Origin of the sequence: Streptosporangium jomthongense, assembly GCF_042650425.1 — a bacterium.
Lineage (GTDB): Bacteria > Actinomycetota > Actinomycetes > Streptosporangiales > Streptosporangiaceae > Streptosporangium.
Genome location: NZ_JBHSBC010000049.1, coordinates 251,270 through 278,203 on the forward strand (window position 1 = coordinate 251,270; position 26,934 = coordinate 278,203).

Below are 26,934 nucleotides of genomic sequence, written 5' to 3' on the forward strand. Positions count from 1 at the left end.
CGAGAGTCAGTCACCCGGACGTCCCGGGCGAAGAGGTCCCTTCTCCCGGCCGGTGAGGCGGGGGGACAGTCATCAGCGGGGAGAGCTGTGATCGGCCTGCCAGATTTTCCGTGGGATCGGCTCACGCCGCTCAAGACGCTGGCGCAGGAGCATCCCGACGGGATCGTCGACCTCTCCGTCGGCACCCCCGTCGACCCGGTGCCCCCTCTCGTACGGCAGGCGCTCGCCGACGCCTCCGACAGCCCCGGCTACCCGCTGACCTACGGCACCGAACGGCTGCGCTCCGCGGCCGCGGGCTGGCTCTCCCGCCGTCACGGGGTGAACCTGGACCAGGCCGACGTGCTGCCGCTGATCGGCTCGAAGGAGTTCGTCGCCTGGCTGCCGACCCTGCTCGGTGTCGGGCCGGGGCAGCGGGTGGTCTTCCCCGCGCTGGCCTACCCCACCTACGACGTCGGAGCGCGCCTGGCGGGGGCGGAGCCGTACGCGACGGACGGGTTGTTCTCCCTCGGTCCCGAGCGGGTGCCGCTCGTCTGGGTGAACTCCCCCTCGAACCCGAGCGGCAAGGTCCTGCCCGCCGAGCACCTGCGCAAGGTGGTCGCGTGGGCCCGTGAGCGCGGCGCCGTCGTGGCCTCCGACGAGTGCTACATCGAGCTGGGCTGGGAGGAACAGCCGATCTCGATCCTGCACCCCGATGTCTGCGGCGGCTCGCACGAGGGCCTGCTCGCGGTGCACTCGCTGTCGAAGCGCTCCAACATGGCCGGTTACCGGGCGGGCTTCGTGGCCGGAGACCCGGCGCTGGTCGGGCGGCTGCTCGAAGTCCGCAAGCACGCCGGGATGATCATGCCGGGGCCGGTCCAGGCGGCGATGGCCGTGGCGTTCGACGACGACGCGCACGCCGACGAGCAGCACGCGCGCTACGCGGCCCGTCGAGCGCTCCTGCGCCCCGCCCTTGAGGCGGCCGGCTGGCGGATCGAGCACTCCGAGGCGGGCCTGTACCTGTGGGCGACCAACGGCACCGACTGCTGGAAGCAGGTGCGCTCGCTGGCGGACAAGGGCATCCTGGTCGCGCCCGGAGACTTCTACGGCAGGGCCGGCGCGGAACACGTCCGGATCGCCGTGACCGCGAGTGACGAGCGCATAAGTGCGGCGGTGAGCCGCCTCCAGTAGGATCGCGCGCCATGACCCCTGAGGTCGCCGCGATACTGGGACTGAGCGCGGTCACGCTCGTTCTGCTGCTGGGCGCGCTGTTCGCGACCACGCGCCAGGACAGGAGGCCACGCGGGTCCGGGGCCCCCGGCGAGTCCCCCGTCCAGGCGGCACAGGCCGCGGAGCCTGCCAGGCCGAGCGCGGGCCATGTCGGCATCGACTACCCCGACCCTCGCACGATCAAGGTCGGTGACACGATCGACTGCCAGGGCGTGCGGACCCGTGTCCTGGGCGCCCTGTACCTGTCGTCGCAGGGCGTCGAGTGGACCGAGTACCTCCTCGACGACGGCAGCCGCCGCTACCAGTGGCTGTCGATCGAGACGCGGACCGGTTCCGACTCCGACGCGCCGCACCTGGAGGTGCTGCTGTGGACGCCGGTGCCGACACAGGGCATGGTCCCGGCCAGGACCACGCTGAGCGTCGAGGGCGTCGAGTTCTTCCCCGTCGGCCGCGGCACCGCGGCCTTCCGCTCGGAGGGCGTCACCTTCATGCCCGAACGCGGCCTGCTCGACTTCGCCGACTACCGGGCCTCCGACGGCCGCCTGCTCTCCTTCGACCGTCCCCAGGACGAGCCCTGGACCTCCTCCTACGCCCAGCCCCTGGCCCCGGGCTCCATCACCATCCAGAAACGGGCCTAGGAGATGTCGACCTTGCCCTTGGGGGTGGTCGTGTCGGGCCGCCAGCCGTTCTCGCCGTCGGCGGACGTCCACGCCTGGCCGCTGTAGCGGACCCGCCGCAGCCCGAACTTCTGCGCGTGGGCGACCGACCAGCTCGCCATCAGCCAGCCGTCACGTGAGGACGCCGCCTCGAACGTGGCATTGGCGCCGAGCGCGTGCACGAGCCCGCGCATCGCCCTGTCCGCAGGGGGACGCGGTGTCGTGGTGGCCGTGCCCGACGTGCGGGGGGTCGAGGTCGGCTCGGGGAACCAGCAGTGCACGGCCTTGGGCACCCGCCCGGTGAAGGCCGCCGCCAGGATCTTGCCCTCGTCCTCGTGCTGGGCGTAGGCCGACCCGTCGGCGGAGCGCTGCACCCGCTGCGCCGCCTCGTGGAGCGGCAGCTTGAGGTAGCCCTTCACCTTGACCAGCGCGGAGAAGAACTTCCCCGACGCGTAGACCGGGTCGATCAGCTGCTTGGGGGTGCCCCAGCCCTGTGAGGGCCGCTGCTGGAAGACCCCGACGGAGTCACGGTCACCGAAGGGCAGGTTCAGCAGCTTGGACTCCTGGATGCCGGTGGCGTAGGCGATCACCACCGCCCGTTCGGGCAGTTTCCTGCGGGCGGCGACCGCCGCGATGACCGAGGCGACCTGGGCCTGGTCGATCTCCAGTTCGAGCGTGCCGCCGGGCGTTGTGATCTTGCACCCCTCACCGGTCTCCCGGAACGGCGTCACCCGGTTGATCAGGGTGAAGACCCCCACGGTGATGGCCGCGGCGAGCACGGTCACGATCGCGACGATCGCGATGACCCCTTTGGAGAAGCGCCGACGCACGCTGAAGAACCTACCGATCGCAGACAGCGGGAAGGCGACGGCACTTCCTGCGAACCCCCGGAGGAGCCGTCGCGCTCTGTTATCGTTTCACAGGTTTTGCGAACGGGATCGCCCTTCGTGACGGCGGACGGCCGGGTCCGGGGCGGCCGAGGACCGGCTGAGGATAGGGTCGCCGCATGAGTACGCGGCTGGACCTCACACAGGACGTCGGCGCGCTGACCGCGCGAATCGTGGACATCGAGTCGGTCAGCGGAGACGAGAAGGTCCTGGCGGACGCGGTCGAGGAGGCACTGCGGGCACTGCCGCACCTTCGTGTCGACCGTGACGGCGAGTCGATCGTGGCCAGGACCGGGCTTGGCCGGAGCGAGCGGGTGGTGATCGCGGGCCACATCGACACCGTCCCGGTCGCGGACAACCTGCCCAGCCACGTCGAGGACGGCCTGCTGTACGGCTGCGGCACCTCGGACATGAAGGCGGGCGTCGCGGTCGCGCTGAAACTCGCCGCCGCGCTCGACGAGCCCGCCAGGGACGTCACCTACGTCTTCTACGACTGCGAGGAGATCGAGGCGGAGCGCAACGGCCTGCGCAGGCTCAGCCTCGACCACCCCGACTGGCTCACCGGCGACTTCGCCGTCCTCATGGAGCCGACCGACGGCGAGATCGAGGGCGGCTGCCAGGGCACGCTCAGGGCCGAGATCACCGTGCGGGGCAGGAGGGCGCACAGCGCCAGGTCGTGGCTCGGCGTCAACGCCGTGCACCGGGCCATGCCGGTGCTGGAGATCCTCAACGCCTACCAGGCCAGGCAGCCGGTCGTGGACGGGCTCGAATACCACGAGGGGCTCAACGCGGTGGCGATCCGCGGCGGCGTCGCGGGCAACGTGATCCCCGACGAGTGCGTGGTGACCGTCAACTACCGCTTCGCCCCCGATCTCTCCCTCGACGCCGCGCAGGAGCACGTGCGCGAGGTCTTCGACGGGTTCGAGCTCCGTTTCACCGACCTCGCCCCGGCCGCGCGTCCCGGGCTGACCGACCCGGTCGCCGGGGCCTTCGTCGCCGCGGTCGGCGGCACGCCCAGGGCCAAGCTCGGCTGGACCGACGTCTCGCTGTTCTCCGGGCTCGGGATTCCCGCGGTCAACTACGGTCCCGGCGACCCCAATCTGGCGCACCAGCGGGGGGAGTACGTCTCGCTGGAGAAGATCGCCGACTGTGAACGCAGGATGATCGGCTGGCTCCGCGGCTGAGCGCCGCACGGTACACGGGCACAAATGAAAGTGGCTTTCCTCGCCGGCCATTTGGCGGGGAAAGCCACTTTCAGTCCCGAGCAGCACCCTCGGCAGTTAGACGTGGCTCCGGAGAAATCCGGTTCCCGGTTTTCCCCCAGAATTTTCAAGATTTTTCCAGAAGCGGCGCTAGCGTGTTCGGCATGAAGAAGACACGCCCCGAACGCCGTCAGGGAGCCGCGGTCGTCCGCGGTGACCTGGTCTCCGACTCCACCCACGACCAGCGCCTTCTCGACCGCAGGGGCCCCGCCGACTGGCTGCACATGGACCCGTGGCGGGTTATGCGCATCCAGGCGGAGTTCGTCGAGGGATTCGGTCAGCTCGCCGAACTGCCCGAGGCGGTGACCGTCTTCGGGTCCGCGCGCACCCCGCAGGAGTCGTCGGACTACAAACTGGGCGTGGAGCTCGGCCGCAGGCTTTCCGAGGCGGGCTACGCCGTGATCACCGGTGGTGGTCCCGGCTGCATGGAGGCCGCAAACCGCGGTGCCAGGGAGGCGGGCGGCGTCTCCGTCGGCCTGGGCATCGAGCTGCCCTTCGAACAGCACATGAACGAATATGTGGACCTCGGCATCGAGTTCCGCTACTTCTTCGTACGCAAGACCATGTTCGTGAAGTACTCCCGCGGCTTCGTCGCGCTGCCCGGCGGCTTCGGCACGCTGGACGAGCTGTTCGAGGCGCTGACGCTGGTCCAGACGCGCAAGGTCACCTCCTTCCCCGTCGTGCTGCTCGGCACGGAGTTCTGGGGCGGCCTGTACGAGTGGATCAGGACGACCCTTGTGGACACCGGCAAGATCTCCCCGGCCGACCTCGACCTCATCCAGGTGACCGACGACGTGGACGAGGCCGTACGGATCATCGTCGAGGCAGACAGGGACCGGGCGAGCGGTCTCGGGAAGGGACAGCAGGCCGCGCGGAGCACGGTCGCCGACGCCGAATAAGGGTTTCCCCGCGATCCCGGGCCACGACTATGGTTCCGATGTGTTCATATGCGTTTTCCTGGCATCACACCGGAAGATCGACAGGAAGTACCTGACGCTGGCGGAGGAGGTCGGGGCCGAACTGGCCCGGCGCGGGCACACCCTGGTCAGCGGCGGGGCGACGGTCTCGTGCATGGGGGCGGTCGCCAGAGCGGTCAGGGCGGGCGGCGGCCGTACGGTCGGGGTGATCCCGCAGGCCCTGGTGGACGTCGAGGTCGCCGACCACGACTCCGACGAACTGGTCGTCACCACCGACATGCGTGAGCGCAAGGGGGTCATGGACGCCCGCTCGGACGCCTTCCTCGTGCTGCCCGGCGGCATCGGGACACTGGAGGAGCTGTTCGAGATCTGGACGACCAGGACTCTGGGTCTCCACGACAGGCCGCTGGTGCTCCTCGACCCGTGGGCGCTCTACGCGCCGCTGCGGAGCCTGGTCGAGGGCATGCACGCGGAGGGCTTCACCCGGCCCAACGTCTTCGACGCGATCTCCTGGACCACCACGGTCGAGGAGGCCTTCGAGCACCTGGAGAAGCGGACCAGGCACCTGGAGCCGGGCATCGAGGAGCTAGGCGAGGCCACGGCGGGTTAGCGCGGGGGGGCGCCGCCCGGCCAGCGACTCGGTCATCTCGACCGCGAGCCGTACCTGCTCGGGACGGTTGGTGCGGAACACCCTGGCTCCGGCCCACGCGCAGACGGAGGCCGCCGCGAGTTCGGCGGCCTCTCCGTCGTGCCCCGCGAGGTCGGCGGGCGTGACGACGACGGTGTGCCCGGCCCGGACGAACTTCTCGATCTCGGCGATCGATCTCGCCTCGGCCCAGGAGGAATCGCCCTGGTCGCCGGGGGTGAGCACCGTGAGAGCGGTCATGAGGCGATCCTAGATCAGTGGGAGTTGTGGCACGATTCGTATGTGCTGGTCGTACTCGCCCTCGCCGCCTTAGCCGTCATCGCCGCAGTCGTGGCGGTCTCCATGGGGCGGGGTGGTGAACTGGCCAGATTCGTCCCCGATGTCCCCCCGCTTGAGCTGCCCGAGCCGAAGAGACTCGGGGCCGCCGACTTCATGGCCCTGCAGCTGCCGGTGAGCGTGATCGGCTACAACACGCAGAGCGTCGACGAGACCCTCAACCGCGTGGTGAACGCGCTGAGCGAGCGTGACACCAGGATCGCGGTCCTCGAACAGCAGATCGCCGAACTGCTCGCGGGCAGGCTCCAGGCCCGCCACGACGCCGCCCTCACGGCCCCGCCGGTCATGCGCGAGGCCCTCCCCGGGCCCACGGACACGGTACGGCGCGCGGACCCCGAGTCCGAGGAGCCGCCGGCGGCCGGAGAGACGGACACGGACGAGGTCGTGGAGCCCGGGAAGGTTCAGGAAGCTCAGAAGGCTTCCGAAGCCGGCGAACCGGTGGAGACCGGTGAGGCGAACGCGCCCGAGAAGGTTCAGGAGCCGGACGAGCCCCAGGCCGTTCGGGAAGTTCAGGAGGCCGAAGAACCCGGGGAGGCCGCAGCGCCCCGGAAAGCCTCGGAGCCTCAGGAAACCGGGAAGCCCGCGGCCGAGGAAGCCGCCAAACCCGAGGAGCCCCTGGAAACCGTACGGTCCCCTGAGGAGTCCGCCGCGGGCGCCGTCGAGCCCGCCGAGAGCGCCGACAAGGACCCGGACGAGCAAGATGAGAAGGACAAGAAGCGGGAGAAGCAGGGCGTGAAGGAGGGCCGGTGACGGAACCGACACGTTGCGGCTGGGTGAGCTCCGCGCCCGAGTACATCGCCTACCACGACGAAGAGTGGGGCCGTCCGGTCACCGGTGACGACCTGGTGTTCGAGCGCCTGTGCCTTGAGGCCTTCCAGTCGGGCCTGTCGTGGATCACGATCCTTCGCAAGCGGGAGAACTTCCGGTCGGCCTTCGCCGATTTCTCCATCCCCGCCGTCGCGGCGTTCGGCGCGGCCGACGTCGAGCGGCTGCTCGCCGACACCGGCATCGTCCGCAACCGGGCCAAGATCGAGGCGGTCGTCGCGAACGCGCGGGCCGCGCTCGACGTCGACCTGTCCGACCTGATCTGGAAGCACGCCGATCCCGGCGCGCCCGTCCCCAGGACACTGGCGGACGTGCCTCCCCAGACGCCCGGGTCGAAGGCCCTCGCCAAGGAGCTCAAGGCGAACGGCTTCCGCTTCGTCGGCCCGACGACCGCCTACGCCCTGATGCAGGCCATCGGACTGGTCAACGACCATCTGGAGGACTGCTGGGTGCGGGGCACCTACTGACCTCGGACCTGACCCCGCCGAGCCGGAACGCCTTCCCGGCGACCCCCGGGCCGTTCAGTTGATCGTCTCGGTCCGGTAAATTCTCCGCGCCGCCACGCGCGCCCGTCCCGCCCGCTCCGGGACCGCTTCGTAACCTGCCACCTCTGTGGCCTGGTCAGGGAAGTGAGAGGTCCCGCGGACCGCGACGGCCCGGATGTCCGCGGGGCCGTCCCCGAGCGCGAAGGACGGTCTTGATTGCCCGATGAGTCGATGCTGGGGCTGATCGTTCCCATTCCGAGCGCGGAGACGGGATAATAGGACATCACAGAAGACGTGAATGCGTCGGCCACCCTCGGGTCAGTCGGAGATCCGGAGCCCGAAGCAGGAAGGGATACACGCATGGCGGCTATGAAGCCGAGGACCGGTGATGGTCCGCTGGAGGTCGTCAAGGAAGGCAGGGGCATCGTCATGCGGGTTCCCCTTGAGGGTGGCGGCCGGCTCGTCGTCGAGCTCTCGGCGGACGAGGCCAGCGCCCTTGGCGAAGAGTTGAAGAAGGTCGTCGTCTGATCCCGGCCTGAGACCAGCGGTGACGCCGGGCCCCGACTCGATCTCGTTCGCGGAGCACGACAGCCACTGCGGCCCGTGCGCCCCCGATCGACGAACACGGCCCTGGCCACCGGACCGCCGGAGCGCGGCTCGTGCCAGGGCCGCGGTGTCCCCCGGCTGATGACTGGAGTTCCACATGCCCATCTCTCCGTACACCCTGCTCACCGGTGCCCCTTCGGAACCCGGGGCCGCCGTCCCGGCGGGGGTGCCGCCGCTCGGGGAGGCAGGGCTGCTCGCCGTACCCTTCTCCGCCGACCGCGCGCCCGAGGTGGAGCTGCCACTGCCCGTCGAGGCCCTGCTGGCGCACTACGAGGCCAAGGGCGAGGCCGGTGAGGTCGTCGAGGTCCCGGTGGCCAACGGCGACGGCGTCGGCCGGGTGCTGCTCTACGGGGTCGGCGACGGCTCGGCGGGCGCGCTGCGCAAGGCCGGCGCCACGGTCGTACGGCGGGGCAGGGGCAGGTCCTCCATCAGGGTCGTGCTGCCGGAGGGGCCGGTGGCAGCGTTCGTCGAGGGCGCGCTGCTGGCCACCTACACCTTCAGGATCGGCGAGACCAGGTCCGCCCCCGCGGCCCTGGTCGAGCTCGTCGGTGACGGCGTCGAGGCCGAGGTCGCCAGGGGCGCCGTGGTCGCCGAGGCCGTCTCGTTCGCCAGGGACCTGGCCAACACCCCGGCCTCGATCAAGACGCCGCAGTGGCTCGCCGAGCGCGCGACGGAGCGCGCCGAGGCGGCCGGAGGCGTCGACGTGAAGGTGTGGGACGAGCGCGAGCTGCGCGCCGAGGGCTTCGGCGGCATCCTGGCGGTCGGTCAGGGTTCGGTCAGCCCGCCGCGCCTGGTCCGGCTCTCCTACAGCCCGCAGGGCGCCACCAGGCACGTCGTCCTGGTCGGCAAGGGCATCACCTTCGACACCGGCGGCCTGTCCCTGAAGCCGAGCGACGGCATGAAGTTCATGAAGACCGACATGGCGGGCGCCGCGACCGTCATCGCGGCCGTCGCCGCGCTCGCCGCGCTGGGCGCGCGGGTGCGGGTCACCGCCCTGGTCGCCGCCGCGGAGAACGCCTTCTCCGGTACGGCCCAGCGCCCCTCCGACGTGATCACCCAGTACGGCGGGCGGACCGTCGAGGTGCTCAACACCGACGCGGAGGGCCGGCTGGTGATGGCCGACGCGCTGGCCTACGCCGACGCCGAGCTCGACCCGGACGTCATGGTGGACGTCGCGACGCTCACCGGCGCGATCAGTGTGGCCCTGGGCAAGGACGTGGGGGCCGTCTTCGCCTCCGACGACGCCCTGGCGGCCGAGCTGACCGAGGCGGGCACGCAGGCGGGGGAGCGGCTGTGGCGGATGCCGCTCATCGAGGACTACTCTCCGGCGCTGGAGTCGAGCGTGGCGGACCTGGCCAACATCGAGGCCGGATCGACCTACGGCGCCGGTTCCATCACGGCGGCGCTGTTCCTGCGCGAGTTCACCGGCGGGCGGCCGTGGGCGCACCTGGACATCGCGGGCGTCGGCAGGAGCACCGCGGACGAGGGCTTCCTCAGCAAGGGCGCCACCGGCTACGGCGTGCGCCTGCTGCTCGACTGGCTGACCAGGAGCTGAGCCGGGCGGCTAGGAGCCGAGTTTGACGGCGGCCAGGACGCCGTCGCCGAGAGGGATCATCAGGGGGCGCAGTCGTTCGTCACCGCGGACCAGCTTGCCCAGCTCCCGCAGGGCGACGACGTCCGGGTCACGCCGGGTGGGGTCGGTCGCCCTGTGCTGCCACAGCGCGCTGTCGAAGATCACGATGCCGCCGACACGCAGCAGGCGGACCGCCTCGGCCAGGTAGTCGGCGTACTCCTGCTTGGCTCCGTCGCAGAAGACCAGGTCGTAGCCGCCGTCGGACAGACGAGGCAGCACGTCCAGGGCCCGTCCCGTGATGAGGCGGGTCCTGCCGCCGGGGAAGCCCGCCTGGGCGAAACCCTGCCGGGCGAGGCGCTGGTACTCCGGCTCGACGTCCACGCTGGTCAGCGTGCCGTCCTGGCGCATGCCGCGCAGCAGCCACAGCCCGGACACACCGCATCCCGTGCCGACCTCCACGACGGCCTTGGCGTTGGTGGCCGAGGCGAGGAAACAGAGCGCGGCGCCGGTGCCGGGCGGGATGGGGGTGACCCCGACCTCCGCGGCGCGTCGGCGCGCCTCCCAGAGGATCTCGTCCTCCCGGTGGAATTCCTCGGCATAGGCCAGAGCGGCCTCCAACGGACTTGTCGGCGTCTCTGCCATCGGCCTCTCCTTCCCGCTTTCTCCGTACAGAGCCATATAGGGACTGGGTCGCAGCCTAGGGGAGCCAAGCCCGATCGGGAACTCATGTCATGCCTGGTGCGTTGCACGGTTTAAGCGGCCTTTGCCGGTCCTGAGGGTAGTGAGTGCGCACGAAGGGACGAAACCAGGCACTATGGCGATAGCGGTGGTCCCGGAGAGAGGAGTGCTGGTGGACGAGTTCGACCACCAGACGGATACTCCCGTGTCTGAATGGACACCTCCCACCTGGGAGGAGGTGGTTCGGACCCATTCGGCGCGTGTCTACAGGCTGGCCTATCGGCTGACCGGTAACGTCCACGACGCCGAGGACCTCACACAGGAGGTCTTCGTCCGGGTCTTCAGGTCCCTGTCGAACTACACTCCGGGGACCTTCGAGGGCTGGCTGCACCGCATCACCACCAACCTGTTCCTCGACATGGCGCGGCGCAAGCAGCGCATCAGGTTCGAGGGCCTGGCGGACGACGCGGCGGAACGGCTGCGTGGCCGTGAGCCGTCCCCCGCCCAGGTGTACGACGACACCCATCTCGAACCCGACATCCAGGCGGCACTCGACGCGCTCGCGCCCGAGTTCCGCGCGGCCGTCGTTCTGTGTGACATCGAGGGGCTGTCCTACGAGGAGATCGCCGCGACACTCGGCGTGAAGCTCGGCACGGTCCGCAGTCGTATCCACCGTGGCCGGGCTCAGCTGCGTGACGCGCTGGAACACCGCGCGCCCCGCGGAGATCAACTCCCCCCGACCATCACCCGCGGGGAGGAACTCGCATGAGAAGCCGCAGTTATGACGAATGTCACGACGAGCCGCTTGGCAAGGAGTGGTCATGAGTCATCTTGGAGAACGTGTTTCCGCGCTGGTCGACGGCGAGCTGAACCACCACGAGCGTGACCGGGCGCTGTCCCACCTCGCCTTCTGCGCCTCCTGCAGGGCCGAGGTGGAGGCCATGCGGGCGCTGAAGAGCCGCCTGAGGTCGCTCGACGGGCCCGCGATGCCCGCCGACCTGACGATGTCCCTGCTGCGGATGGCCGACCCCGGCGACCCGCTACCGCCGCGTGAGCGGCCTTTTCCCAGCGGTTCGCGGACCTTCGGCGGGGCGCCGATCCCCGGCATGCACACCGTCGCGCCGCCGGACAACCGGCCGCGCGGGCGGGCCGCGTCGACGCGCCGTGCCCGCAGGGTCGGCTACGTCGCGGTCGGCGTCGCCTCCGCGGCGGTCGCCATCGGCACGCTGTTCGTCGTCGGCGGTCCCGACCCCGGCCCGCGTGTGCCTCCGGTCGACATGTTCGCCAACCAGCACAGGAACACCGCCCCGTACGGAGGCTCGGCGACTCCGAGCTTCTCGCCGACTCCGTGATCCGGCTGCCCGCCTGCCTGGCCGTGGTGGTCGCCATGGTGCTGGGCCTGGTGGCGGGCAGCCCGGCGCGAGCCGTACAGCAGTCTGTGCAGCAGGGCGAGCGCGACGAGGACACGGGCCTGCGGCTGCTGCGTGAGGCGGCCGCCGCGGCCAGGGGGCGCGGTTACTCGGGCACCCAGTACGTCACGACCTGGGGCCGTTCCGGGTCCTTCTCCTCCATGGTCGAGGTCCGCAACGTCCCCGGGCGCGGCCTGTCGGTGAGCTCACGCCCCTCGGGTACGGCGGGCTGGGTCGACCCCGGCACCCCCGCGGGGAGCATGGCCGCCCCCTCGGAGACGATGCTTGAGGTGCTGGCCCGCAACTACCGGGTGGTCGACGCGGGCAGGACCCGTACCGGCGGACGTGCCGCTCACCTGGTGGACGTCCTGCGCACGGACGGCACGCCCGTGGCGCGTTACTGGCTGGACGAGTCGGGGGGCCTGGCGCTGCGCCGTGAGTTGTTCGACGGCCGGGGCCGGACCGTCCACGTGGGCGGCTTCCTCGACCTGACCCTCGATCCGGTTGCGCGTGGGAGCGTCGTCCCCGTGCCGCCTCCGGGCGGGCTCGACCTGGGCGAGGTGCCCGAGCTCCTGGACCGGGGGTGGCGTTTCCCCGCCGAGTTGCCCGGTCGCCTTGAGCTGTTCGCGGCGCACACCGCACCTGCCGGATACTTGTATCTGGGATATTCGGATGGGTTGTCGGTCGTGTCGGTTTTCGTGGACTCTGGTGTGCTTGATGGGGAAAAGCTCCGTGGGTGGCATGCCCAGCGTCATGACGGGCATACGATCTGGATGCGGAACTCAGCCGAGCAGGGGACGATCTGGGCCAGTGGGGACCATGTCTACACCGTCTTCGCGGACGCTCCGGCCGACACGGTCGACGCCGCGGTCGCGGCACTGCCCCACGAACCCGCCCCGAACCTGTGGAACCGGCTGGGCAGAGGAGCCCACCGCCTGCTTTCCTGGGTCAATCCCTTCGGATAGGGCGCGTTTTACGTCTCTCGTATGCCGTTCAGGGGAAGATTGCCGGGTGCCCCCCGGTGAGTTGCCTCATGCGAGGCGAGGAGTGGTGAACATTCGATGACCGACGAGAACCGTACCCACGAGGCGGACGACGCCGAGGGGCGTACGCAGTCGGGCCTCACCGACGACAGAGGCGGTGCAGGCGCGACCTCGGAGTTCTCCAGGCCGGAGTTCCTGCCCGCAGGGCAGACGCCTCCCTCGCCGGTGGACCGGTCCCACGGAGTCCAGGGCTCCCAGGGGTACGGCGAGGGCTGGAGCCAGCTCGGTGAGCCCCCGGGGCGTGCCCGCTGGGGCGCCCGGGAGCCCGAGGGGCCCGGATACGAGGACTGGACCGGGCGTCAGGCCGCGCCTCCCGCCAACGGCGGCTGGGGAGACCCGTCGGGCAGGACCTACCGCGACACCGCGGTCTTCGCCGCCCCCGGGGGCTTTCCGGGGAACCAGCCGCCCCCGCCGTCGCGGGCGCACGGCCTCGGGCTGGGCTGGGCACCGCCGCCCGCGCCTCCGGTCCCCGGTGGGCCGGGGCCGTACGACGGGACCTTCGGCGGGTCGGCCGTCACCGAGCGGCGTGGCCCGCGCACCGGCACGCTGGCCGTACTGGCCGTGGTGATCGCGCTGCTGGCCTCCGCGGCGGGCAGCTTCGGCACCTACCTGCTCACCCGCCCGGCCAACTCCGACCTCGACCCGTCCTACCGGCTGGGGACGGCGCCGAGCGGCTCCAACTCCAGGGCCCCCGAGTCGATCGCGGGCGTGGCCTCCAAGGTCCTGCCCAGCGTGGTCTCGCTGTCGGTCAACGCGGGCACGAGCGCGAGCACCGGCTCCGGCTTCCTGATCAAGGGCGGTTACGTGGTGACCAACAACCACGTGGTCGCCGGGGCCGAGCCGAACAACAGCCAGATCCAGATCCAGTTCAGCAACCGCAAGTCGACCTCCGCCCACGTCGTGGGCCGTGACCCGGAGTCCGACCTCGCGGTGGTCAAGCCGGACGAGACCTTCGGCGCCCCGGAGATCGCCCTCGGCAACTCCGACAACGTGGTCGTGGGCGACCCGGTCGTCGCCATCGGCTCCCCGCTCGGCCTGACCGGGACCGTCACCTCGGGCATCGTCAGCGCCCTCAACCGTCCCGTCCAGGCCGGTGAGGAGAACAGCACCGACACGACCTGGCTGAGCGCCATCCAGACCGACGCGGCCATCAACCCCGGTAACTCGGGCGGCCCGCTGGTCAACTCGGCGGGTGAGGTGGTCGGCGTCAACTCGGCGATCGCCACCCTCGGCAGGTCGGTCGGCGGCCAGAGCGGCAGCATCGGCCTCGGCTTCGCCATCCCGGTCAACCACGCCCGCAGGGTCGCCGAGGAGCTGATCACCACCGGCACCGCGAAGAAGTCCCGGATCGGCGTCACCATCGACCAGTCCTACCAGGGCGCGGGCGTCCGCATCGACACCGAGGTCAGAGGTGCCACCAAGCCCGTCGAGCCCGAGGGGCCGGCCGACAAGGCCGGACTCAAGCCCGGGGACATCATCACCGAGGTCAACGGCATCGTGCTGCAGGACGGCTACGAGCTGATCGCGCTGATCCGCAACAAGGCGCCGGGGGAGAGGCTGACGGTGAAGTTCCAGCGCGGCGGCCAGGAGAAGACGGTCGTCGTGACCGTCGGTGCCGCGTCCCCGCAGCCCACGCCCAGTCCCTCATGATCGATGGAGGGGCTGGTGCGGGCACGGGTCGTGGGCATTAGTCTGGAAAAGGCTCCGGGCGTGTGCCCGGAGCGCCGCCTTGGTGTCATCCCGCTAGGAGATCACGGTGTTCGGACTCGGCTGGCCTGAGATCTTGGCGCTTGTGGTCATCGCGCTCCTCGTCTTCGGGCCGGACAAGCTGCCCCAGGCGGCCGCGCAGGCGGGCAAGACGCTGCGTTCCCTGCGGCAGATGGCCAACAACGCCAAGCAGGATCTGCAGGACGGTCTCGGGCCGGAGTTCGCCAACTTCGACCCGACCGACCTGAACCCGAAGAACTTCGTCCGCAAGCACCTCACCGGTGACCTGGAGGACGAGTGGCGCAGCGCCACGGCGGGCGTCGCCGGAGGGGCCGCCGTCTCCGGCCGCACGGGGACCGACGTCCTGGACGACTTCGACGAACTGGGGTACGGCGAGCTCCCGCCCTACGACTCCGAGGCCACCTGACCTCTCGGTGACCCCGCAGTGGCCTCTTGGGGCCCGCCGTACGTCCCGCTCTAGCGGCCCCTGGTCGGGGAGATGCCGAGCTGCATGCCCTTGAGGCTGTTCGACCTCCTGCTCAGGCCCGAGGCGATCTTGATCAGCTCGGCGGCGGCCGGGGCGTCGGGGTCGGTCAGCACGAGCGGCTTGCCCTCGTCGCCGCCCTCGCGAAGCCGCATGTCGATCGGCACCTGGCCGAGCAGCGGCACACGGGCGCCGAGGGTGCGGGTGAGCGCGTCGGCGACCGTCTGGCCACCGCCCTCGCCGAAGACGGCGATCCGCTCGTCACAGTGCGGGCACGGCAGCCAGGCCATGTTCTCGATGACGCCCGCGATCTGCTGGTGGGTCTGCACGGCGATCGAACCGGCGCGCTCGGCCACCTCGGCGGCGGCCTGCTGCGGGGTCGTCACCACGAGGATCTCGGCAGAGGGCATCCGCTGCGCCACCGAGATCGCGATGTCACCGGTGCCGGGGGGCAGGTCCATCAGCAGGACGTCGAGGTCGCCCCAGAAGACGTCGGCGAGGAACTGGTGCAGCGCCCTGTCCAGCATCGGGCCGCGCCACACCACCGGGGTGTTGCCCTCCGGCTTGAACATGCCGACCGAGATGACCTTGATGTCATGCGCGACCGGCGGCATGATCATGTCTTCGACCTTGGTCGGACGGTCGGAGACGCCGAGCATGCGGGGCACGCTGTGGCCGTAGATGTCGGCGTCCACGACACCGACCTTCAGGCCGCCGGCGGCCATCGCGGCGGCGAGGTTGACGGTCACCGAGGACTTGCCGACTCCGCCCTTGCCCGAGGCGACCGCGAACACCCGGGTCAGGGAACCGGCCTGGGCGAAGGGGATCTCCTTCTCCGGCCCCCGGTTGCCGCGCAGCTTCGTCTGGAGCGACTTGCGCTGCTCGGTGCTCATGACGTCCATCTCGACCTGGACGCCGGTCACCCCTTCGACCTTGGAGACGGCCGTGGTGACGTCGCGTGTGATGGTGTCACGCATGGGACAGCCGGACACGGTGAGGTAGATTCCGACGCGCACCACCCCCTCGGGGGAGATGTCGACGCTCTTGACCATGTCGAGTTCGGTGATCGGCCGACGGATCTCAGGGTCGTTGACGGTCGCCAGCGCGGCCGTGACCAGTTCCGGGGTAGGTGCCATCGAAGTGTCGGCAACGGGCGTCGCGATGAGGCGGCGGGGCTGCCGTCCCTCCTTGTCTATTGTCGTCCAGGCGTTTCACGGACAGTTCGTGCCGCTCCCGGCTGAGAGTGGGAGGGGTCACGGACCCATGGTATGAACCGGGAGTTGACGCCGGGAATTCCGGGCTCCCGCACCCGGGTGATCCCCTATGTAGGTGCGCGTGCAACAGTCTAAGGTTACTGCGTGACCGTTACGGCAGACGAGCCGAAGGAGGCCGTCAGTTCAGAGGAGCTGGTGGTCTGGAGGGTGCTGCAACGCGTCCAGGCGCGTGTCACCCGGGCACTGGAGACCGACCTGCTCGTCGGTCACGACCTCGCCCTGGCCTCCTACGACGTGCTCTCCCATCTGGCGGAGGCGCCGGAGGGCAGACTGCGCATGAACGACCTGGCCGAGCGGGTCCTGCTCTCCCGCAGCGGCCTGACCCGGCTGATCGACCGCCTCCAGCGTGACGGCCTGGTCGACCGCGAGGCCTGTCCCAGCGACGCGCGTGGCCTGTTCGCGGTGCTCACCGAGGCCGGTGCCGTACGGCTGGCGCAGGCACGGCCCACCTATCTGCGGGGCATCCGCGCCCAGCTCCTCGACACCCTGGGCCCTGAGGAACTGCGCCGGTGCGCCTCGATCCTGACCGAGCTCTTCCCCGCGGACGACTGACCCCTCAGAGGAGGTCGTTCGCCGGGGGCCGGGGCTGCTGGAGGTCCTCCAGCAGGCGCTGGAGTTCGGAGCGGACGTAGTCGCGGGTGGCCACGTCGCCAAGGGCGATCCTCAGAGCCGCGATCTCCCGGGTCAGGTACTCCAGGTCTGCCTGGTTGCGTTCGGCCGCGGCCCGGTCTATGTCGGTCTGGACGCGGTCCCGGTCGTCCTGCCGGTTCTGGGCGAGCAGGATCAGCGGCGCCGCGTAGGAGGCCTGGAGCGAGAGCATCAGGGTGAGGAAGATGAACGGGTAGGGGTCGAACCTCCCCTCGCCCGGCACCAGGGCGTTCCACACCACCCAGACCCCGACGAAGACGGTCATGTAGACGAGGAACCTGGCGGTGCCGAGGAAACGCGCGATGCGTTCGGACAGCTTCCCGAAGGCCTCGGGGTCGTAGTGCGCGCGCAGACGCAGGCCCTGCTGTCTCGGCTGGTCGAGACGGTCAACCATGTTCGGCTCCCGGTTCGTGGTTGCGCTCCCGCCAGTCCTCGGGCAGCAGGTGGTCGAGAACGTCGTCCACGGTGACGGCGCCGACCAGACGGCCGAGCTCGTCGACCACGGGCACCGCCATCAGGTTGTAGGTGGCCATGTAGGAGGCCACCTGGTTGAGCGTGAACTCGGGCCTGATCGGGTCGAGCGAGCTGTCCACGACCCCGCCGAGCAGCGTCGAGGGAGGCTCGCGCAGCAGCCGCTGGAAGTGCGCCAGCCCGAGGAAGCGGCCGGTCGGGGTCTCGATGGGCGGCCTGGCCACGTAGACCTGCGCGGCCACGGAGGGTGTGACCTCCCGCTGGCGGATGTGGGCGAGCGCCTCGGCGACGGTCGCGCTCGGCGGGAGCACCACGGGTTCGCTGGTCATCATGCCGCCCGCGGTGTCCTCCGGGTAGATCAGCAGCCGCCGGATGGGGGCGGCCTCCTCGGGCTCCATCAGCGCCATCAGGGCCTCGGCCTGTTCGGCCGGGAGGTCCTGGAGCAGGTCGGCCGCGTCGTCGGGGTTCATCTCCTCAAGGACGTCCGCGGCGCGCCGGGGGGTGAGCCTGCCCAGGATGCCGATCTGGTCCCGTTCCGGGAGCTCTTCGAGCACGTCGGCGAGCCGTACGTCGTCGAGGGCGGTGGCGACCTCGGTGCGGCGTTTGGCGGGCAGCTCGTGCAGCGCGCCGGCCAGGTCGGCGGCGCGCATCGTCTCGAAGGCGACCAGCAGGCCGGCCGCGCCCTGGTCCTTCTGCACCGCGCTGAAACCGCTGACCTCGGCCCAATCGACGATCCTGGCCGGGCCGCGCCGCCGCAGGCCGAGGCCCTGGCCCACCCTGACGACGGCGACCTTGGTGATGAGCCACTCGGCGCGTCTGACCTGCTCCATGGCCAGGTCCAGGACGGTCACGCGTTCGCCCTCGACCTGCACCTCCAGGTCGAGCATCTGGCCGATGACCAGGCTCTCCGTGGCCCGCTGCTCGAAGCGCCGCACGTTGATCTGGCCGCTGAAGACGACGGAGCCCGCCTCGATGCCGCGGACCCTGGTGATCGGCAGGAAGACCCGCCGCCTGGGCTGCACCTCGACGACGAGGCCGTGCACGCGTGGGGGAGCGGCGCCCGCGAACGCCACCACGACGTCCCTCACCCGCCCGATCTGGTCACCCACCGGGTCGAAGACCGGGGTTCCCGCGAGTCGCGCGATGAAGATCTTCACATTTGCAGGGTAGGTCGCCTTCTCGCCGGGGCGGTTCAAGGCTCGCTCACATTTCGGACGTCCCCTTGCTGTGCGCATATCCGATATGTCAGCATCAAAGCATGCGAACGGTAGTTACATGGGTGGTGAATCCGTGCGGCGTGACGGTCTGCTGATCGCCTTCGCGTCGTCCTGGTGTTTCGCGTTCTCCGGGCCGATGGCCAAATATCTCGGCGCGGCCGGGCTGTCCCCTCTTGAGGCCGTCTGGGTGCGGATGGCCGGGGCCGGGCTGCTGCTCACCGGGGTACTGGCGCTCCTGCGGCCCGCCGCGCTGCGCATCCCGCGCTCCCGGCTGCCGCTCTTCGTGGCCTACGCGGTCGTCGCGGTGGCCGGGGTGCAGGCGCTGTACTTCGCGGCGATCACCAGGCTGCCGGTCGGCGTCACCCTGCTCATCGAGTTCACCGCCCCGGTGCTGGTCGTGCTCTGGGTGCGCTTCGTCCGCCGGGTACGGCTGCCGCGCGCCGCCTTCGTCGGCGCCGTGGTCGCGGTCGTCGGTCTCGGCATCGTGGTCGAGGTGTGGTCGGGCATGGCCCTGGACCCGTTCGGACTGCTGCTCGCCTTCGGCGCCGCCGCCTGCTGCACGGGCTACTTCCTGCTCAGCGACGGCTTCGGCGGGGACGTCGACCCGCTCGGCCTGATCGCCTGGGGCCTGGTCGGCGCGGCGATCGTGCTCGTGCCGGTCTCCCAGCCGTGGAACATCCCGTGGCGGGCCTTCGGCCAGGTCGTCGCCCCCGCAGGAGGCCATCCCCTGCCCGTGCTGGCCGCGGCGCTGTGGATGATCCTCATCGCGACCGTCGCCGCCTACATCCTCGGTGTCACCGCGGTACGCCGCCTGTCGGCCGCCGTCGGTTCGACGGTCGCCTCGCTTGAGGTCATCGCCGGGGCGATCATCGCCTGGGTGCTGGTCGGCGAGGCGCTCGGCCACTTCCAGATCGTCGGCGGTCTCATCGTCCTGTTCGGCGCCTACCTGGCCCAGCGCGCCACCGCGGCCCTGCCCGTCCCCGTCGAGGCCGGGGAACCGGCCAGGGTCGGCTGAGGCCGCGGGTCCCAGGCAGGCCTCAGGCGGGTTCCTGGGGCGTCAGCCGTACCACCGTGCAGGCGGCGGCCCAGCGCTCGGGCAGACCCGCGGCGTCGGGGGCGTTGAGCCGCTCCTTGGCCAGCACGGCGACCGCCTCGGGGGAGGCGGCCTGGTCGACCACCTCGACGGCCGCGTCGAAGACGACCAGGCGGGCCCCGTTGTCCTTGCTCCTGAGCGTCACCTGGACCCGCTCCGCCTCGGCGAGGCGGGGCAGGTCCTGCTCGTCCCCGCCGGTGACGAGATAGATCGCGCCGTCGTGCCACACGTGCCAGGCGAGCCGCTGCCGGTCCAGCGACAGCCACAGGACCCCGGACTTCCTGGCGCCCTCCTCGATCACTCCCATGGCACGAATGTACGGCCTTCGCCCGTCGTCCCCGGCGGGGCGGGCTGCCGCTAGCGTTGGGTCATGCGCTCACGACGTTCGTGCCTGGCGGTGCCCGGCAGCAATCCCCGCTTCCTGGAGAAGGCCCAGGGGCTGCCCGCGGACGAGGTCTTCCTCGACCTTGAGGACTCCGTGGCGCCGTCGGCCAAGGAGGGCGCGCGCAAGAACGTCGTGGCGGCCCTGCGGGAGGGCGACTGGTCGGGCAGGACCCGGGTCGTGCGGGTCAACGACCTGAGCACGCAGTGGACCTACCGGGACGTCATCGAGGTCGTCGAGGGTGCCGGGGAGTTCCTCGACTGCCTGATGCTGCCCAAGGTCGAGGACCCGGCCCAGGTGGTCTGGCTCGACACGCTGCTGACCCAGATCGAGAAGGCCAACGGCCTGCCGGTCGGCCGGATCGGCATCGAGGCCCAGATCGAGAGCGCCAGGGGCCTGGTCAACGTGGACGCGGTCGGCGGAGCCTCCAGGCGGCTTGAGACGCTGGTCTTCGGCCCCGCCGACTTCATGGCCTCGATCAACATGCGGACGCTGGTCGTGGGGGAACAGCCTCCCGGCTACACCGAGGGCGACGCCTACCACTACATCCTGATGCGCATCCTGATGGCCGCCCGCACGCACGGCCTGCAGGCCGTCGACGGCCCCTACCTGGCGATCAGGGACCTGGACGGCTTCCGCCGGGTCGCGGGGCGCTCCGCGGCCCTCGGCTTCGACGGAAAGTGGGTGCTCCACCCCACGCAGATCGAGGCGGCGAACGAGGTGTTCTCGCCGTCCCAGGAGGACTACGACCGGGCCGAATTGATCCTGGACGCCTACGACCACTACACGACGGTCGAGGGGCGCGGCGCGGTCATGCTCGGTGACGAGATGATCGACGAGGCGTCCCGCAAGATGGCGTTGGTCGTGACGGCCAAGGGGAGGGCGGCGGGGATGACCCGGACCACCGCCTTCACCCCACCGGCCCCCTGACTCCCGGCCCGAGGGTTTTTCCCGTCATGAAATCTCGGAATTAAAGCCACAGATAGTGATAATTCCGGCGCCGCGCCGATAAATCTGACTAGAGAGGTCTCGTCATCGGGGCTCCGGCGTGTTGCTCTTGATGTGCACGGTTGGAACCCCCGCCGCCCCACGGAGGTGATCGTTTCCGCGGAACGGGGTAGTAGTAAGGTCTCCTGCGCTTCGCCGTGGCCGTACGGTGACGCGACGGAGTGTCACGGAGATGAATGGAACGGTCCGGAGTGCCCAACCCCGGGCTGGACGGGCTTCCTGCGAGGAGGTGCTGAGCGTGGCCCCGGGCCCCCACGAACCGCGCTCACGAGAGTGGCCGGCGGACGACGAAGGGACGCACGGAGGCGGACGCCGGCGGCATCCGGACTCGCCTCCGACGATCCAGCACTCCCCCCCAGGCCCCTCTGACGACGACCCCCGAGGACTTCCGCTCGCCTCCCCGTGGAGGCTGCCGCCGTTCGCCGCGCCCACCCCGGAGGACGAGCCCCCCAGGGCCCGCCCCGAGGGCCTGGGCGGTGAGCGCCGTCGCGCCCACACCCAGCCGTACGCCTCCCCGGCGGGCAGCCCGCCGGACCCCGACCAGCGTTCCGGCCCCGAGCTGTGGCCGGACCGCCCGCCCGAGCGCAGGCACGGCAGGCGGGACGGCGAACGCCCCGACCTGCTGGTGGCCTCCGGGCCGTCCCGCGAGCGGGACGACGCCCCCGGTGACGGCGACTACGGAGACCTCCTGAGCCCCTCCTGGTTCGACGACTCCGACCCTCTCGGCCCGGCGGCCGAGACGCCCAGGAGGACCGGAGAGGGCGACTACGGGGACCTTCTCGGCCACTCGGGGCGCGACGACGCCCACGCGGTCTTCTCGGCCCCCGGTCCCGACGCGTCCTGGGAGGAGACCGAGGAGCCGGACGTCCCTCGTGAACCGGTCAGACGCCGCCGTGGCGACCGGCCCGACCTGCTGGTGGCCTCGGGGCCGCCGCGCAGACCCGCCGAGCCCGCCCAGGAGGACCGGACCGGCCCGTACGACGTGTGGCACGACCTCCAGGAGGAGGCGCCGGCCCAGCCGTGGGAACCGGACGAGGACGAGCCCGCCGTACCGGGGGAGGACGACGACCTTGAGCCGGTGCACCGGCTCGGACGTCCCCCCGGAGGCAGGCCCGCCAGGCCCGACCTGCTGGTCGCCGAGGGGCCGCCGGGCAGGAGAGGGTCCGGCGGACGGCACCACCGCTCCACGACCGCCCCCTCCGCGCTGCGCCGTTCGAGCCCGGCCGGACGCGGGCGCAGAGGCCTGGTCGTGCCCGTCGTGGTCGCCGCCGTACTGGCCGCCGCGGTCGGCGGGGGAGCGGTGCTGTGGAGCTGGAACGGCGGGCCGTTCACCACCGGCCTGCAACTCGTCGGAGCCGAGGTGAGTCCCGGTGACACCGACTTCGCCCCGCCAGCGGACGCGGGCGGCACCGGATCGAGCCAGGTGCTCAACGCCGTGGCCTCGGCGGGCTCCGTCATGGTCGCCGTGGGCAGCGACACGACCAGCCCCGTGCCCAGGCCGCTGTTCCTCGTCTCCCCCGACGGAGGGGTGACCTGGCAGCTGGGCAAGGTGACCGGCCCGGCCGGTTACGAGAACGGCCCCACGACCGTGGGCAGGGTCGCGGGCGGCGACGGCCTCTGGCTGGCCGCGGGCAACGACCTCTTGGGTGCGGGCCGGGGCCTGTGGACCAGCGAGGACGGCACCACCTGGACCGCCGTGGCCTCGGCGAAACTGGGCGCGTTCATGACCGGCGACAAGATCATGGACCTGGCCAGGACCTCCTCCGGGTTCGTCGCGGTCGGCACGAGAGTGCTCCAGGACGGCTCATCGGGGGCCGTGGCCTGGACCTCCCCCGACGGGCAGGGGTGGAGCAGGGTCGAAGCCGGTGAACTCGGCACCCCGGACCGGGTCAGAGGACTCAAGGCGGTCGTGGCCAGAGGCGACTCGGTGGTCGCGCTCGGCGACCCGGGACGGAGCGGCTCCCCGGCCGTCCTGCGCTCGGCGGACGGAGGGAAGACCTGGACGCGGGCCGGTTCCGCGCCCTCGGGCGTCACCCCTGAGGCGGGCGCGCTCGCGGCCTCCTCCTCGGGGTTCGTACTCGTCCCGATCCAGCGGCGCGACGCGAAGGGCGACGTCGTCGTCTACTGCTCGGCGAGGGGCGACGACTGGGAGCGGTGCGGCGGCATCACCGGCCTGGCCCGGGAGGGCTCCGGGGTCAGGCGCCTTGCCTCCTCGGACGCCGGAATCGCCGCGGTCGCCGAATCCGGCTTCGAACGGTACGCCGTCTACACCAGCAGGGACGGCCGTGACTGGCGCAGGTCCACCGACCTGGGCGACGTGCCCGGCTCGCTACGGGCCCTGGCCATCTCGGAGGAGGGCACCCTCGTCGTCGGCGGAGACGAACGCGCCGCCGACGTGGACAACCGCCTGGTCCTCATCACGGCCCCCGAGGGAGGCCAGGCGCGTCCCGTCGCCCTCGACCGGATCGACGGCCTGACCAGGGCCTCCCGCGACACCGCCAGGATCGCCGCCGGGAACGGCGCATTCGTCGCCGTCGGCGCGGTCGCCGGAGACGCGGGCATATGGACCAGCAGGGACGGCCACACCTGGAAGGGCGCGGGCCCGGCACAGGCTCTCGGCGGCTCGTGGCGCCAGGCCCTCAGCGACGTCACCCGGGGCAGGCAGGGCTGGCTCGCCGTCGGCGGCACGATGACCGACGCCTCCTCGACGGGGCCGCTCCTGGTCGCCTCGGCCGACGGCGCGACCTGGCGCAGGCTTCCCGCGACCGGCCCCCTCGCCCCCGCCGCGGAACACGACTTCCTCGCCCCCCACGCGGTGGCCGCGGGTCCCTCGGGCTACGTGCTGGCCGGAGAGGACCGGGGGCCGTCCGCGACCGTCCCGGTGCTGTGGTTCACCGCCGACCTCAAACGCTTCACCCGGGCGGCGCGTCTGCCCGCAGGCGGTGTCGGCGTGCGCCTGTACGACGTCTCCGTCACCTCCTCCGGGTACGTCGCCGTCGGCGGCATGGGAACCGACGGCCACGAGACCGGTGTGGTCTGGGTGTCCGCCGACGGGATCAACTGGGTCGCGCGTAAACCCGTGCTGCCCGAGGGCGCGACGGCGGCGGGCCTGAGACACGTGGTCCAGCACGGCACGACCATCGTCGCCACCGGAACCGCCGTCACGGGCGACGGGCAACGGGCCTTCGGGGCGATGTCGGAGGACAACGGCATCTCATGGGAGTTCTCCTGGCTGCCCGCCGAAGGGGCGGCCGCCGTACTGGACATGGCGGCGACGGCCGACGGCGTGGTCGCGGTCGGCTGGCAGGGAGCGCCGGGCGAGGGGGACGGCGTCGCGTGGACCTCGGAGGACGGCCTGAAGTGGCAGCCGCACACCCAGACGGAGGACGGCCTCGCCGGGGAGGGCGCGCAACGGCTCGGTGCCGTCACCGTCGCCGGCGACCAGGTCGTCGCCCTGGGGCGTTCGACCACCTACGACAGCGACCACCTCACCCTGTGGCGCTCGACCCTGACGGCCTCTCGATGATCTTCCAGCCGATGAGGTCGTCGAGCAGGCCCGGCGAGAGAGGCAGCCGGGCCAGGTCGTCCTCGGTGAACCAGCCGACGTCCTCCGCGTCGTCCCCGGCGCGGAGCGTGCCGCCGGAGGCCTCGGCGAGATAGTCGTGGATCTCGTAGACGACGCCGCCGGGGCCCGGACGGTCGACCGTGCCCGCCAGGCCGACGGCCCTGACCGTCAGGCCCGTCTCCTCACGCAGCTCACGGGCCAGCGCCTCGGCGTCGGACTCGCCCGGCTCGACTCGCCCTCCGGGGATGGACCACAGGCCCTTCCCCGGGGGACGGCCTCGCCGTACGAGGAGCAACCGGTCCTCCGCGTCACGGATGATCGCTCCCACACAATTTACGCGCACATGAACAAGATTACGGCTGCGCAACGAGAAGCGCCCTTGACGAACCGGGTGTGGACAAAGCACCGTGGGTAGGCGTGAGAGCCGAGCCCATTTGTCCGCGTTGTTTCGGCCCCCTCCGCCCGCCCAGTGCCTGGTCGAGCGCCTGGCGGTGTGGACCGCACGGTGACGTCCTGCCGTTGCAGTCGCCGAAACGCCCCTCTCAGGCTGCGATCGAGGTCCTCGGAAACTCCAGGGTCCCGGCCTGGCTTCCGTGGCCGCTGCCGCAGGGATGGCTGGTGACGGGCTTCGCGGAGGCGGGCGACGAACGCAGCGGCGTCAGAGGCACCGTGGTCGCGATCTCCGGCCCCTCACTGACCCACGGCCCCGCCGACATGCTGATCATCGCCGAGGAACCCGGAGTGGGACTCGGCGCCGGGTTCGCCGGAATCGCGGGAACCGACCCGGGAGAGGGCTTCGGCGAAGGGCCGCCGCACGCCAAGGTCGAGATCATGGGCCATCCCACGCCCATGTGGTGCGTCGAAGCGGCCCCCGACCGGGCGGTCTACGCGGGCGAGGCCCTGGGAAACTGGCTGTGGGCGGTCGTCTGGCCAGGTGAGGCGGGCTACCTGGTGACCCTCGCCGAACTCTCCCTGAGAGACCTCAGGGAACACGACCAAACCCTCGACCTCCCTCTGGGAGCTTTCTCTCCGCGCCTGGAAAACTAGTTGTGTCTTTCTGCGACGCCTTCGGCGTCGCGGGTTGTGTCCCTTTGCTGTGTCTCCTTGCTCCGCCTGGCGGCGTCGCGGGCTTGGGCGCTTCGGGTCGGTGTCTTCCCTCGTCGCTGTGTCTCTTTGCTCCGCCTGGCGGCGTCGCGGGCTTGGGCGCTTCGGGTCGGTGTCTTCCCTCGTCGCTGTGTCTCTTTGCTCCGCCTTCGGCGTCGCGGGCTTGTGCGCTTCGGGTCGGTGTCTTCCCTCGTCGCTGTGTCTCTTTGCTCCGCCTTCGGCGTCGCGGGCTTGTGCGCTTCGGGTCGGTGCTTTCCCTCGTCACTCCGTCGCTTCGCTCCTGCGTTCCTCAGTCCAAGCACCGACGCGCCCAAGCCGAAACCCCTCGCGCACGGCACCGGTAGGGCCAAGATTAAAGTCTTCGCTTCGGGCTTGTGGTTGGCCGTGCGCTCTTCTTTCCGTGTGGGGGCCGGGGGGCTGAGGGCCGGTGCGGCTCGTCTGTGTGAGCCGGGAGAACTCCTCGTCGTTCTTCGGGCAGGTGGTGAGGCGTGTCCGCCCGAGGGCGGTGGGGCCGTTACCGGGTGGTCTGAGGGGAATGAATTCCGGGAGGGCTACTTGGAGTGAGGGGAACGGGGATGCTTGCTACCCTGCGGGTCGGGAACGTCTGGTCTGTCATGGCGTGTTCCTTACCGAGGGTCAGGGGAAACGGGTGTTCGACGTCCAGTTCTTCGTCGAGGCGTTCGTCACGATGTTCGTGATCATGGACCCGCCCGGGATCATCCCGCTCTTCCTCGCCTACACGGGTGGTCGTACGGCCCTCGAACGTCGCAGGATCGCCTGGCAGGCCCCCATCGTCGCGTTCTGCCTCATCGTGATCTTCGCCGTTTTCGGTCAGGCCATCCTGGGATACCTGCACGTCGAGGTGGCGGCCATGCAGATCGCCGGTGGCCTCCTGCTTCTGCTGGTCGCCCTGCAACTGCTCACCGGAGACACCGAGCCTCCCGCCAACGCCGTACGGTCCAACGTCAACGTGGCGCTCGTCCCGCTCGGCACCCCACTGCTCGCCGGGCCGGGCGCGATCGTCGCCACGATCGTCTTCGCCCAGCAGGCCGGCCACAAGGACGGCGGCATCCTGGCCCTGGCCCTGGCCATCGCCGTCGTGCACATCCTGCTGTGGGTGTTCATGCGTTTCTCGGTCACCGTCATAAGGGTGATCAAGGAGAACGGCGTGGAACTCATCACCCGGGTCTCCGGCCTCCTCCTGTCCGCCCTGGCCGTACAACTGATCATCACCGCCATCCGCACCCTCCTGAACACCCCCACCTGAGACCCTTCTTCTCTTCGCCTTTTCGGCCCAGGTCTTCCGGCGCCACGTGTGAGGGCTTGGTCTTTGCCTTACCGGTGTCTTACCGGTGTCGTGTGTGAGGGGTTTCGGTTCGGGCGCGCCGACGCTTGGACTGAGGAGCGAAGGAGCGAAGCGGATGAGCGACGAGGGAAAGCGTCGGCTCGAAG

General features: G+C 70.8%; 28 protein-coding genes. 20 read left to right on the forward strand and 8 right to left on the reverse strand.

Annotation, left to right across the window (positions count from 1 at the left end):
• The first annotated feature begins 87 nt into the window (after positions 1-87).
• Positions 88-1,167: a succinyldiaminopimelate transaminase gene (gene dapC, locus ACFOYY_RS37980; RefSeq protein ID WP_386196094.1), complete on the forward strand. Its 1,080-nt coding sequence runs from the start codon at positions 88-90 to the stop codon at positions 1,165-1,167.
• 11 nt (positions 1,168-1,178) lie between these two features.
• Positions 1,179-1,844: a DUF4178 domain-containing protein gene (locus ACFOYY_RS37985; protein ID WP_352016537.1), complete on the forward strand. Its 666-nt coding sequence runs from the start codon at positions 1,179-1,181 to the stop codon at positions 1,842-1,844.
• Here ACFOYY_RS37985 and ACFOYY_RS37990 read toward each other — a convergent pair.
• Positions 1,841-2,692, reverse strand: a complete 852-nt coding sequence (locus ACFOYY_RS37990) for a hypothetical protein (RefSeq protein ID WP_352016538.1) — start codon at positions 2,690-2,692, stop codon at positions 1,841-1,843. The two genes, ACFOYY_RS37985 and ACFOYY_RS37990, sit on opposite strands and share 4 nt — an antisense overlap.
• 176 nt (positions 2,693-2,868) lie before the next feature.
• Between ACFOYY_RS37990 and dapE the strand changes: the two genes are divergently transcribed.
• The 3 genes from dapE (at position 2,869) to ACFOYY_RS38005 (ending at position 5,538) form a co-directional block, all read left to right on the forward strand.
• The gene (dapE, locus tag ACFOYY_RS37995) at positions 2,869-3,933 is read left to right on the forward strand and encodes a succinyl-diaminopimelate desuccinylase (RefSeq protein WP_362776521.1); all 1,065 of its coding nucleotides are present in this window, start codon (positions 2,869-2,871) and stop codon (positions 3,931-3,933) included.
• 182 nt (positions 3,934-4,115) lie between these two features.
• Entirely contained in the window at positions 4,116-4,910 is a 795-nt protein-coding gene (locus tag ACFOYY_RS38000) for an LOG family protein (protein ID WP_352016540.1), read from the forward strand.
• A gap of 40 nt (positions 4,911-4,950) precedes the next feature.
• A complete protein-coding gene (locus ACFOYY_RS38005) occupies positions 4,951-5,538 on the forward strand; it encodes an LOG family protein (RefSeq protein WP_386196096.1) in 588 nt (195 codons plus the stop codon).
• Here the strand turns inward: ACFOYY_RS38005 and ACFOYY_RS38010 are convergent.
• Positions 5,515-5,814, reverse strand: coding sequence for a hypothetical protein (locus ACFOYY_RS38010; protein ID WP_352016542.1), 300 nt, complete (start codon positions 5,812-5,814; stop codon positions 5,515-5,517). The genes ACFOYY_RS38005 and ACFOYY_RS38010 overlap by 24 nt on opposite strands.
• 42 nt (positions 5,815-5,856) lie before the next feature.
• Between ACFOYY_RS38010 and ACFOYY_RS38015 the strand changes: the two genes are divergently transcribed.
• The 4 genes from ACFOYY_RS38015 to ACFOYY_RS38030 all read left to right on the forward strand — a co-directional run bounded on the left by ACFOYY_RS38015 (position 5,857) and on the right by ACFOYY_RS38030 (position 9,381).
• Positions 5,857-6,660: a hypothetical protein gene (locus ACFOYY_RS38015; protein WP_386196098.1), complete on the forward strand. Its 804-nt coding sequence runs from the start codon at positions 5,857-5,859 to the stop codon at positions 6,658-6,660.
• Positions 6,657-7,202: a DNA-3-methyladenine glycosylase I gene (locus ACFOYY_RS38020; RefSeq protein WP_386196100.1), complete on the forward strand. Its 546-nt coding sequence runs from the start codon at positions 6,657-6,659 to the stop codon at positions 7,200-7,202. The genes ACFOYY_RS38015 and ACFOYY_RS38020 overlap by 4 nt, the downstream gene beginning before the upstream one ends.
• A 378-nt stretch (positions 7,203-7,580) precedes the next feature.
• Positions 7,581-7,748: a DUF3117 domain-containing protein gene (locus ACFOYY_RS38025; RefSeq protein WP_012894793.1), complete on the forward strand. Its 168-nt coding sequence runs from the start codon at positions 7,581-7,583 to the stop codon at positions 7,746-7,748.
• Between the two features lie 175 nt (positions 7,749-7,923).
• Positions 7,924-9,381: a leucyl aminopeptidase gene (locus ACFOYY_RS38030; RefSeq protein WP_386196102.1), complete on the forward strand. Its 1,458-nt coding sequence runs from the start codon at positions 7,924-7,926 to the stop codon at positions 9,379-9,381.
• 9 nt (positions 9,382-9,390) lie between these two features.
• Here ACFOYY_RS38030 and ACFOYY_RS38035 read toward each other — a convergent pair whose 3' ends face one another.
• Positions 9,391-10,041 carry an O-methyltransferase gene (locus ACFOYY_RS38035; RefSeq protein WP_362776510.1) on the reverse strand — a complete coding sequence of 217 codons (651 nt, stop codon included), beginning with the start codon at positions 10,039-10,041 and terminating at the stop codon, positions 9,391-9,393.
• Between the two features lie 172 nt (positions 10,042-10,213).
• On the opposite strand from ACFOYY_RS38035, the gene sigE reads away from it, so the two are divergent.
• The 5 genes from sigE (at position 10,214) to ACFOYY_RS38060 (ending at position 14,663) form a co-directional block, all read left to right on the forward strand.
• Positions 10,214-10,846, forward strand: coding sequence for an RNA polymerase sigma factor SigE (sigE, locus tag ACFOYY_RS38040; RefSeq protein ID WP_352016547.1), 633 nt, complete (start codon positions 10,214-10,216; stop codon positions 10,844-10,846).
• Positions 10,847-10,898: 52 nt separating this feature from the next.
• Entirely contained in the window at positions 10,899-11,429 is a 531-nt protein-coding gene (locus tag ACFOYY_RS38045) for an anti-sigma factor family protein (RefSeq protein ID WP_352016548.1), read from the forward strand.
• The gene (locus tag ACFOYY_RS38050; protein ID WP_386196105.1) at positions 11,426-12,451 is read left to right on the forward strand and encodes a sigma-E factor regulatory protein RseB domain-containing protein; all 1,026 of its coding nucleotides are present in this window, start codon (positions 11,426-11,428) and stop codon (positions 12,449-12,451) included. Before ACFOYY_RS38045 ends, ACFOYY_RS38050 begins: the two co-directional genes overlap by 4 nt.
• A 96-nt stretch (positions 12,452-12,547) precedes the next feature.
• The gene (locus ACFOYY_RS38055) at positions 12,548-14,179 is read left to right on the forward strand and encodes a S1C family serine protease (protein WP_362776505.1); all 1,632 of its coding nucleotides are present in this window, start codon (positions 12,548-12,550) and stop codon (positions 14,177-14,179) included.
• A gap of 106 nt (positions 14,180-14,285) precedes the next feature.
• Positions 14,286-14,663, forward strand: a complete 378-nt coding sequence (locus ACFOYY_RS38060; RefSeq protein ID WP_362914241.1) for a sec-independent translocase — start codon at positions 14,286-14,288, stop codon at positions 14,661-14,663.
• A gap of 50 nt (positions 14,664-14,713) precedes the next feature.
• Here the strand turns inward: ACFOYY_RS38060 and ACFOYY_RS38065 are convergent, their stop codons facing one another.
• Positions 14,714-15,856, reverse strand: a complete 1,143-nt coding sequence (locus ACFOYY_RS38065) for an Mrp/NBP35 family ATP-binding protein (protein ID WP_352016552.1) — start codon at positions 15,854-15,856, stop codon at positions 14,714-14,716.
• Between the two features lie 222 nt (positions 15,857-16,078).
• Between ACFOYY_RS38065 and ACFOYY_RS38070 the strand changes: the two genes are divergently transcribed.
• A complete protein-coding gene (locus ACFOYY_RS38070; RefSeq protein WP_352016553.1) occupies positions 16,079-16,546 on the forward strand; it encodes a MarR family winged helix-turn-helix transcriptional regulator in 468 nt (155 codons plus the stop codon).
• 4 nt (positions 16,547-16,550) lie between these two features.
• Here the strand turns inward: ACFOYY_RS38070 and ACFOYY_RS38075 are convergent, their stop codons facing one another.
• Positions 16,551-17,036, reverse strand: a complete 486-nt coding sequence (locus tag ACFOYY_RS38075) for a DUF1003 domain-containing protein (protein ID WP_352016554.1) — start codon at positions 17,034-17,036, stop codon at positions 16,551-16,553.
• Positions 17,029-18,270, reverse strand: coding sequence for a magnesium transporter MgtE N-terminal domain-containing protein (locus ACFOYY_RS38080; RefSeq protein ID WP_386196108.1), 1,242 nt, complete (start codon positions 18,268-18,270; stop codon positions 17,029-17,031). The genes ACFOYY_RS38075 and ACFOYY_RS38080 overlap by 8 nt, the downstream gene beginning before the upstream one ends.
• A gap of 118 nt (positions 18,271-18,388) precedes the next feature.
• Here ACFOYY_RS38080 and ACFOYY_RS38085 point away from each other — a divergent pair, with 118 nt between their 5' ends.
• Complete coding sequence (locus tag ACFOYY_RS38085; RefSeq protein ID WP_386196110.1) at positions 18,389-19,345, forward strand: EamA family transporter; 957 nt, start codon at positions 18,389-18,391, stop codon at positions 19,343-19,345.
• A 22-nt stretch (positions 19,346-19,367) separates the two neighbouring features.
• Here the strand turns inward: ACFOYY_RS38085 and ACFOYY_RS38090 are convergent, their stop codons facing one another.
• On the reverse strand, positions 19,368-19,730 hold the full coding sequence (locus ACFOYY_RS38090) for a hypothetical protein (RefSeq protein WP_352016557.1): 363 nt from the start codon (positions 19,728-19,730) through the stop codon (positions 19,368-19,370).
• 63 nt (positions 19,731-19,793) lie between these two features.
• On the opposite strand from ACFOYY_RS38090, the gene ACFOYY_RS38095 reads away from it, so the two are divergent.
• Both ACFOYY_RS38095 and ACFOYY_RS38100 read left to right on the forward strand, forming a co-directional pair.
• Positions 19,794-20,735: an HpcH/HpaI aldolase/citrate lyase family protein gene (locus ACFOYY_RS38095; RefSeq protein ID WP_352016558.1), complete on the forward strand. Its 942-nt coding sequence runs from the start codon at positions 19,794-19,796 to the stop codon at positions 20,733-20,735.
• A 316-nt stretch (positions 20,736-21,051) separates the two neighbouring features.
• Positions 21,052-24,339 (forward strand): hypothetical protein, encoded by a 3,288-nt coding sequence (locus ACFOYY_RS38100; RefSeq protein ID WP_386196113.1) that lies wholly within the window; start codon positions 21,052-21,054, stop codon positions 24,337-24,339.
• Here ACFOYY_RS38100 and ACFOYY_RS38105 read toward each other — a convergent pair.
• Positions 24,302-24,706, reverse strand: a complete 405-nt coding sequence (locus tag ACFOYY_RS38105) for an NUDIX hydrolase (protein ID WP_352016560.1) — start codon at positions 24,704-24,706, stop codon at positions 24,302-24,304. The two genes, ACFOYY_RS38100 and ACFOYY_RS38105, sit on opposite strands and share 38 nt — an antisense overlap.
• Positions 24,707-24,795: 89 nt before the next feature.
• Between ACFOYY_RS38105 and ACFOYY_RS38110 the strand changes: the two genes are divergently transcribed.
• Together ACFOYY_RS38110 and ACFOYY_RS38115 are read left to right on the forward strand one after the other, a co-directional pair.
• A complete protein-coding gene (locus ACFOYY_RS38110; RefSeq protein WP_352016561.1) occupies positions 24,796-25,425 on the forward strand; it encodes a DUF6758 family protein in 630 nt (209 codons plus the stop codon).
• 706 nt (positions 25,426-26,131) lie between these two features.
• Positions 26,132-26,749, forward strand: coding sequence for a MarC family protein (locus ACFOYY_RS38115; RefSeq protein ID WP_352016271.1), 618 nt, complete (start codon positions 26,132-26,134; stop codon positions 26,747-26,749).
• The last annotated feature ends 185 nt before the right edge of the window (positions 26,750-26,934 follow it).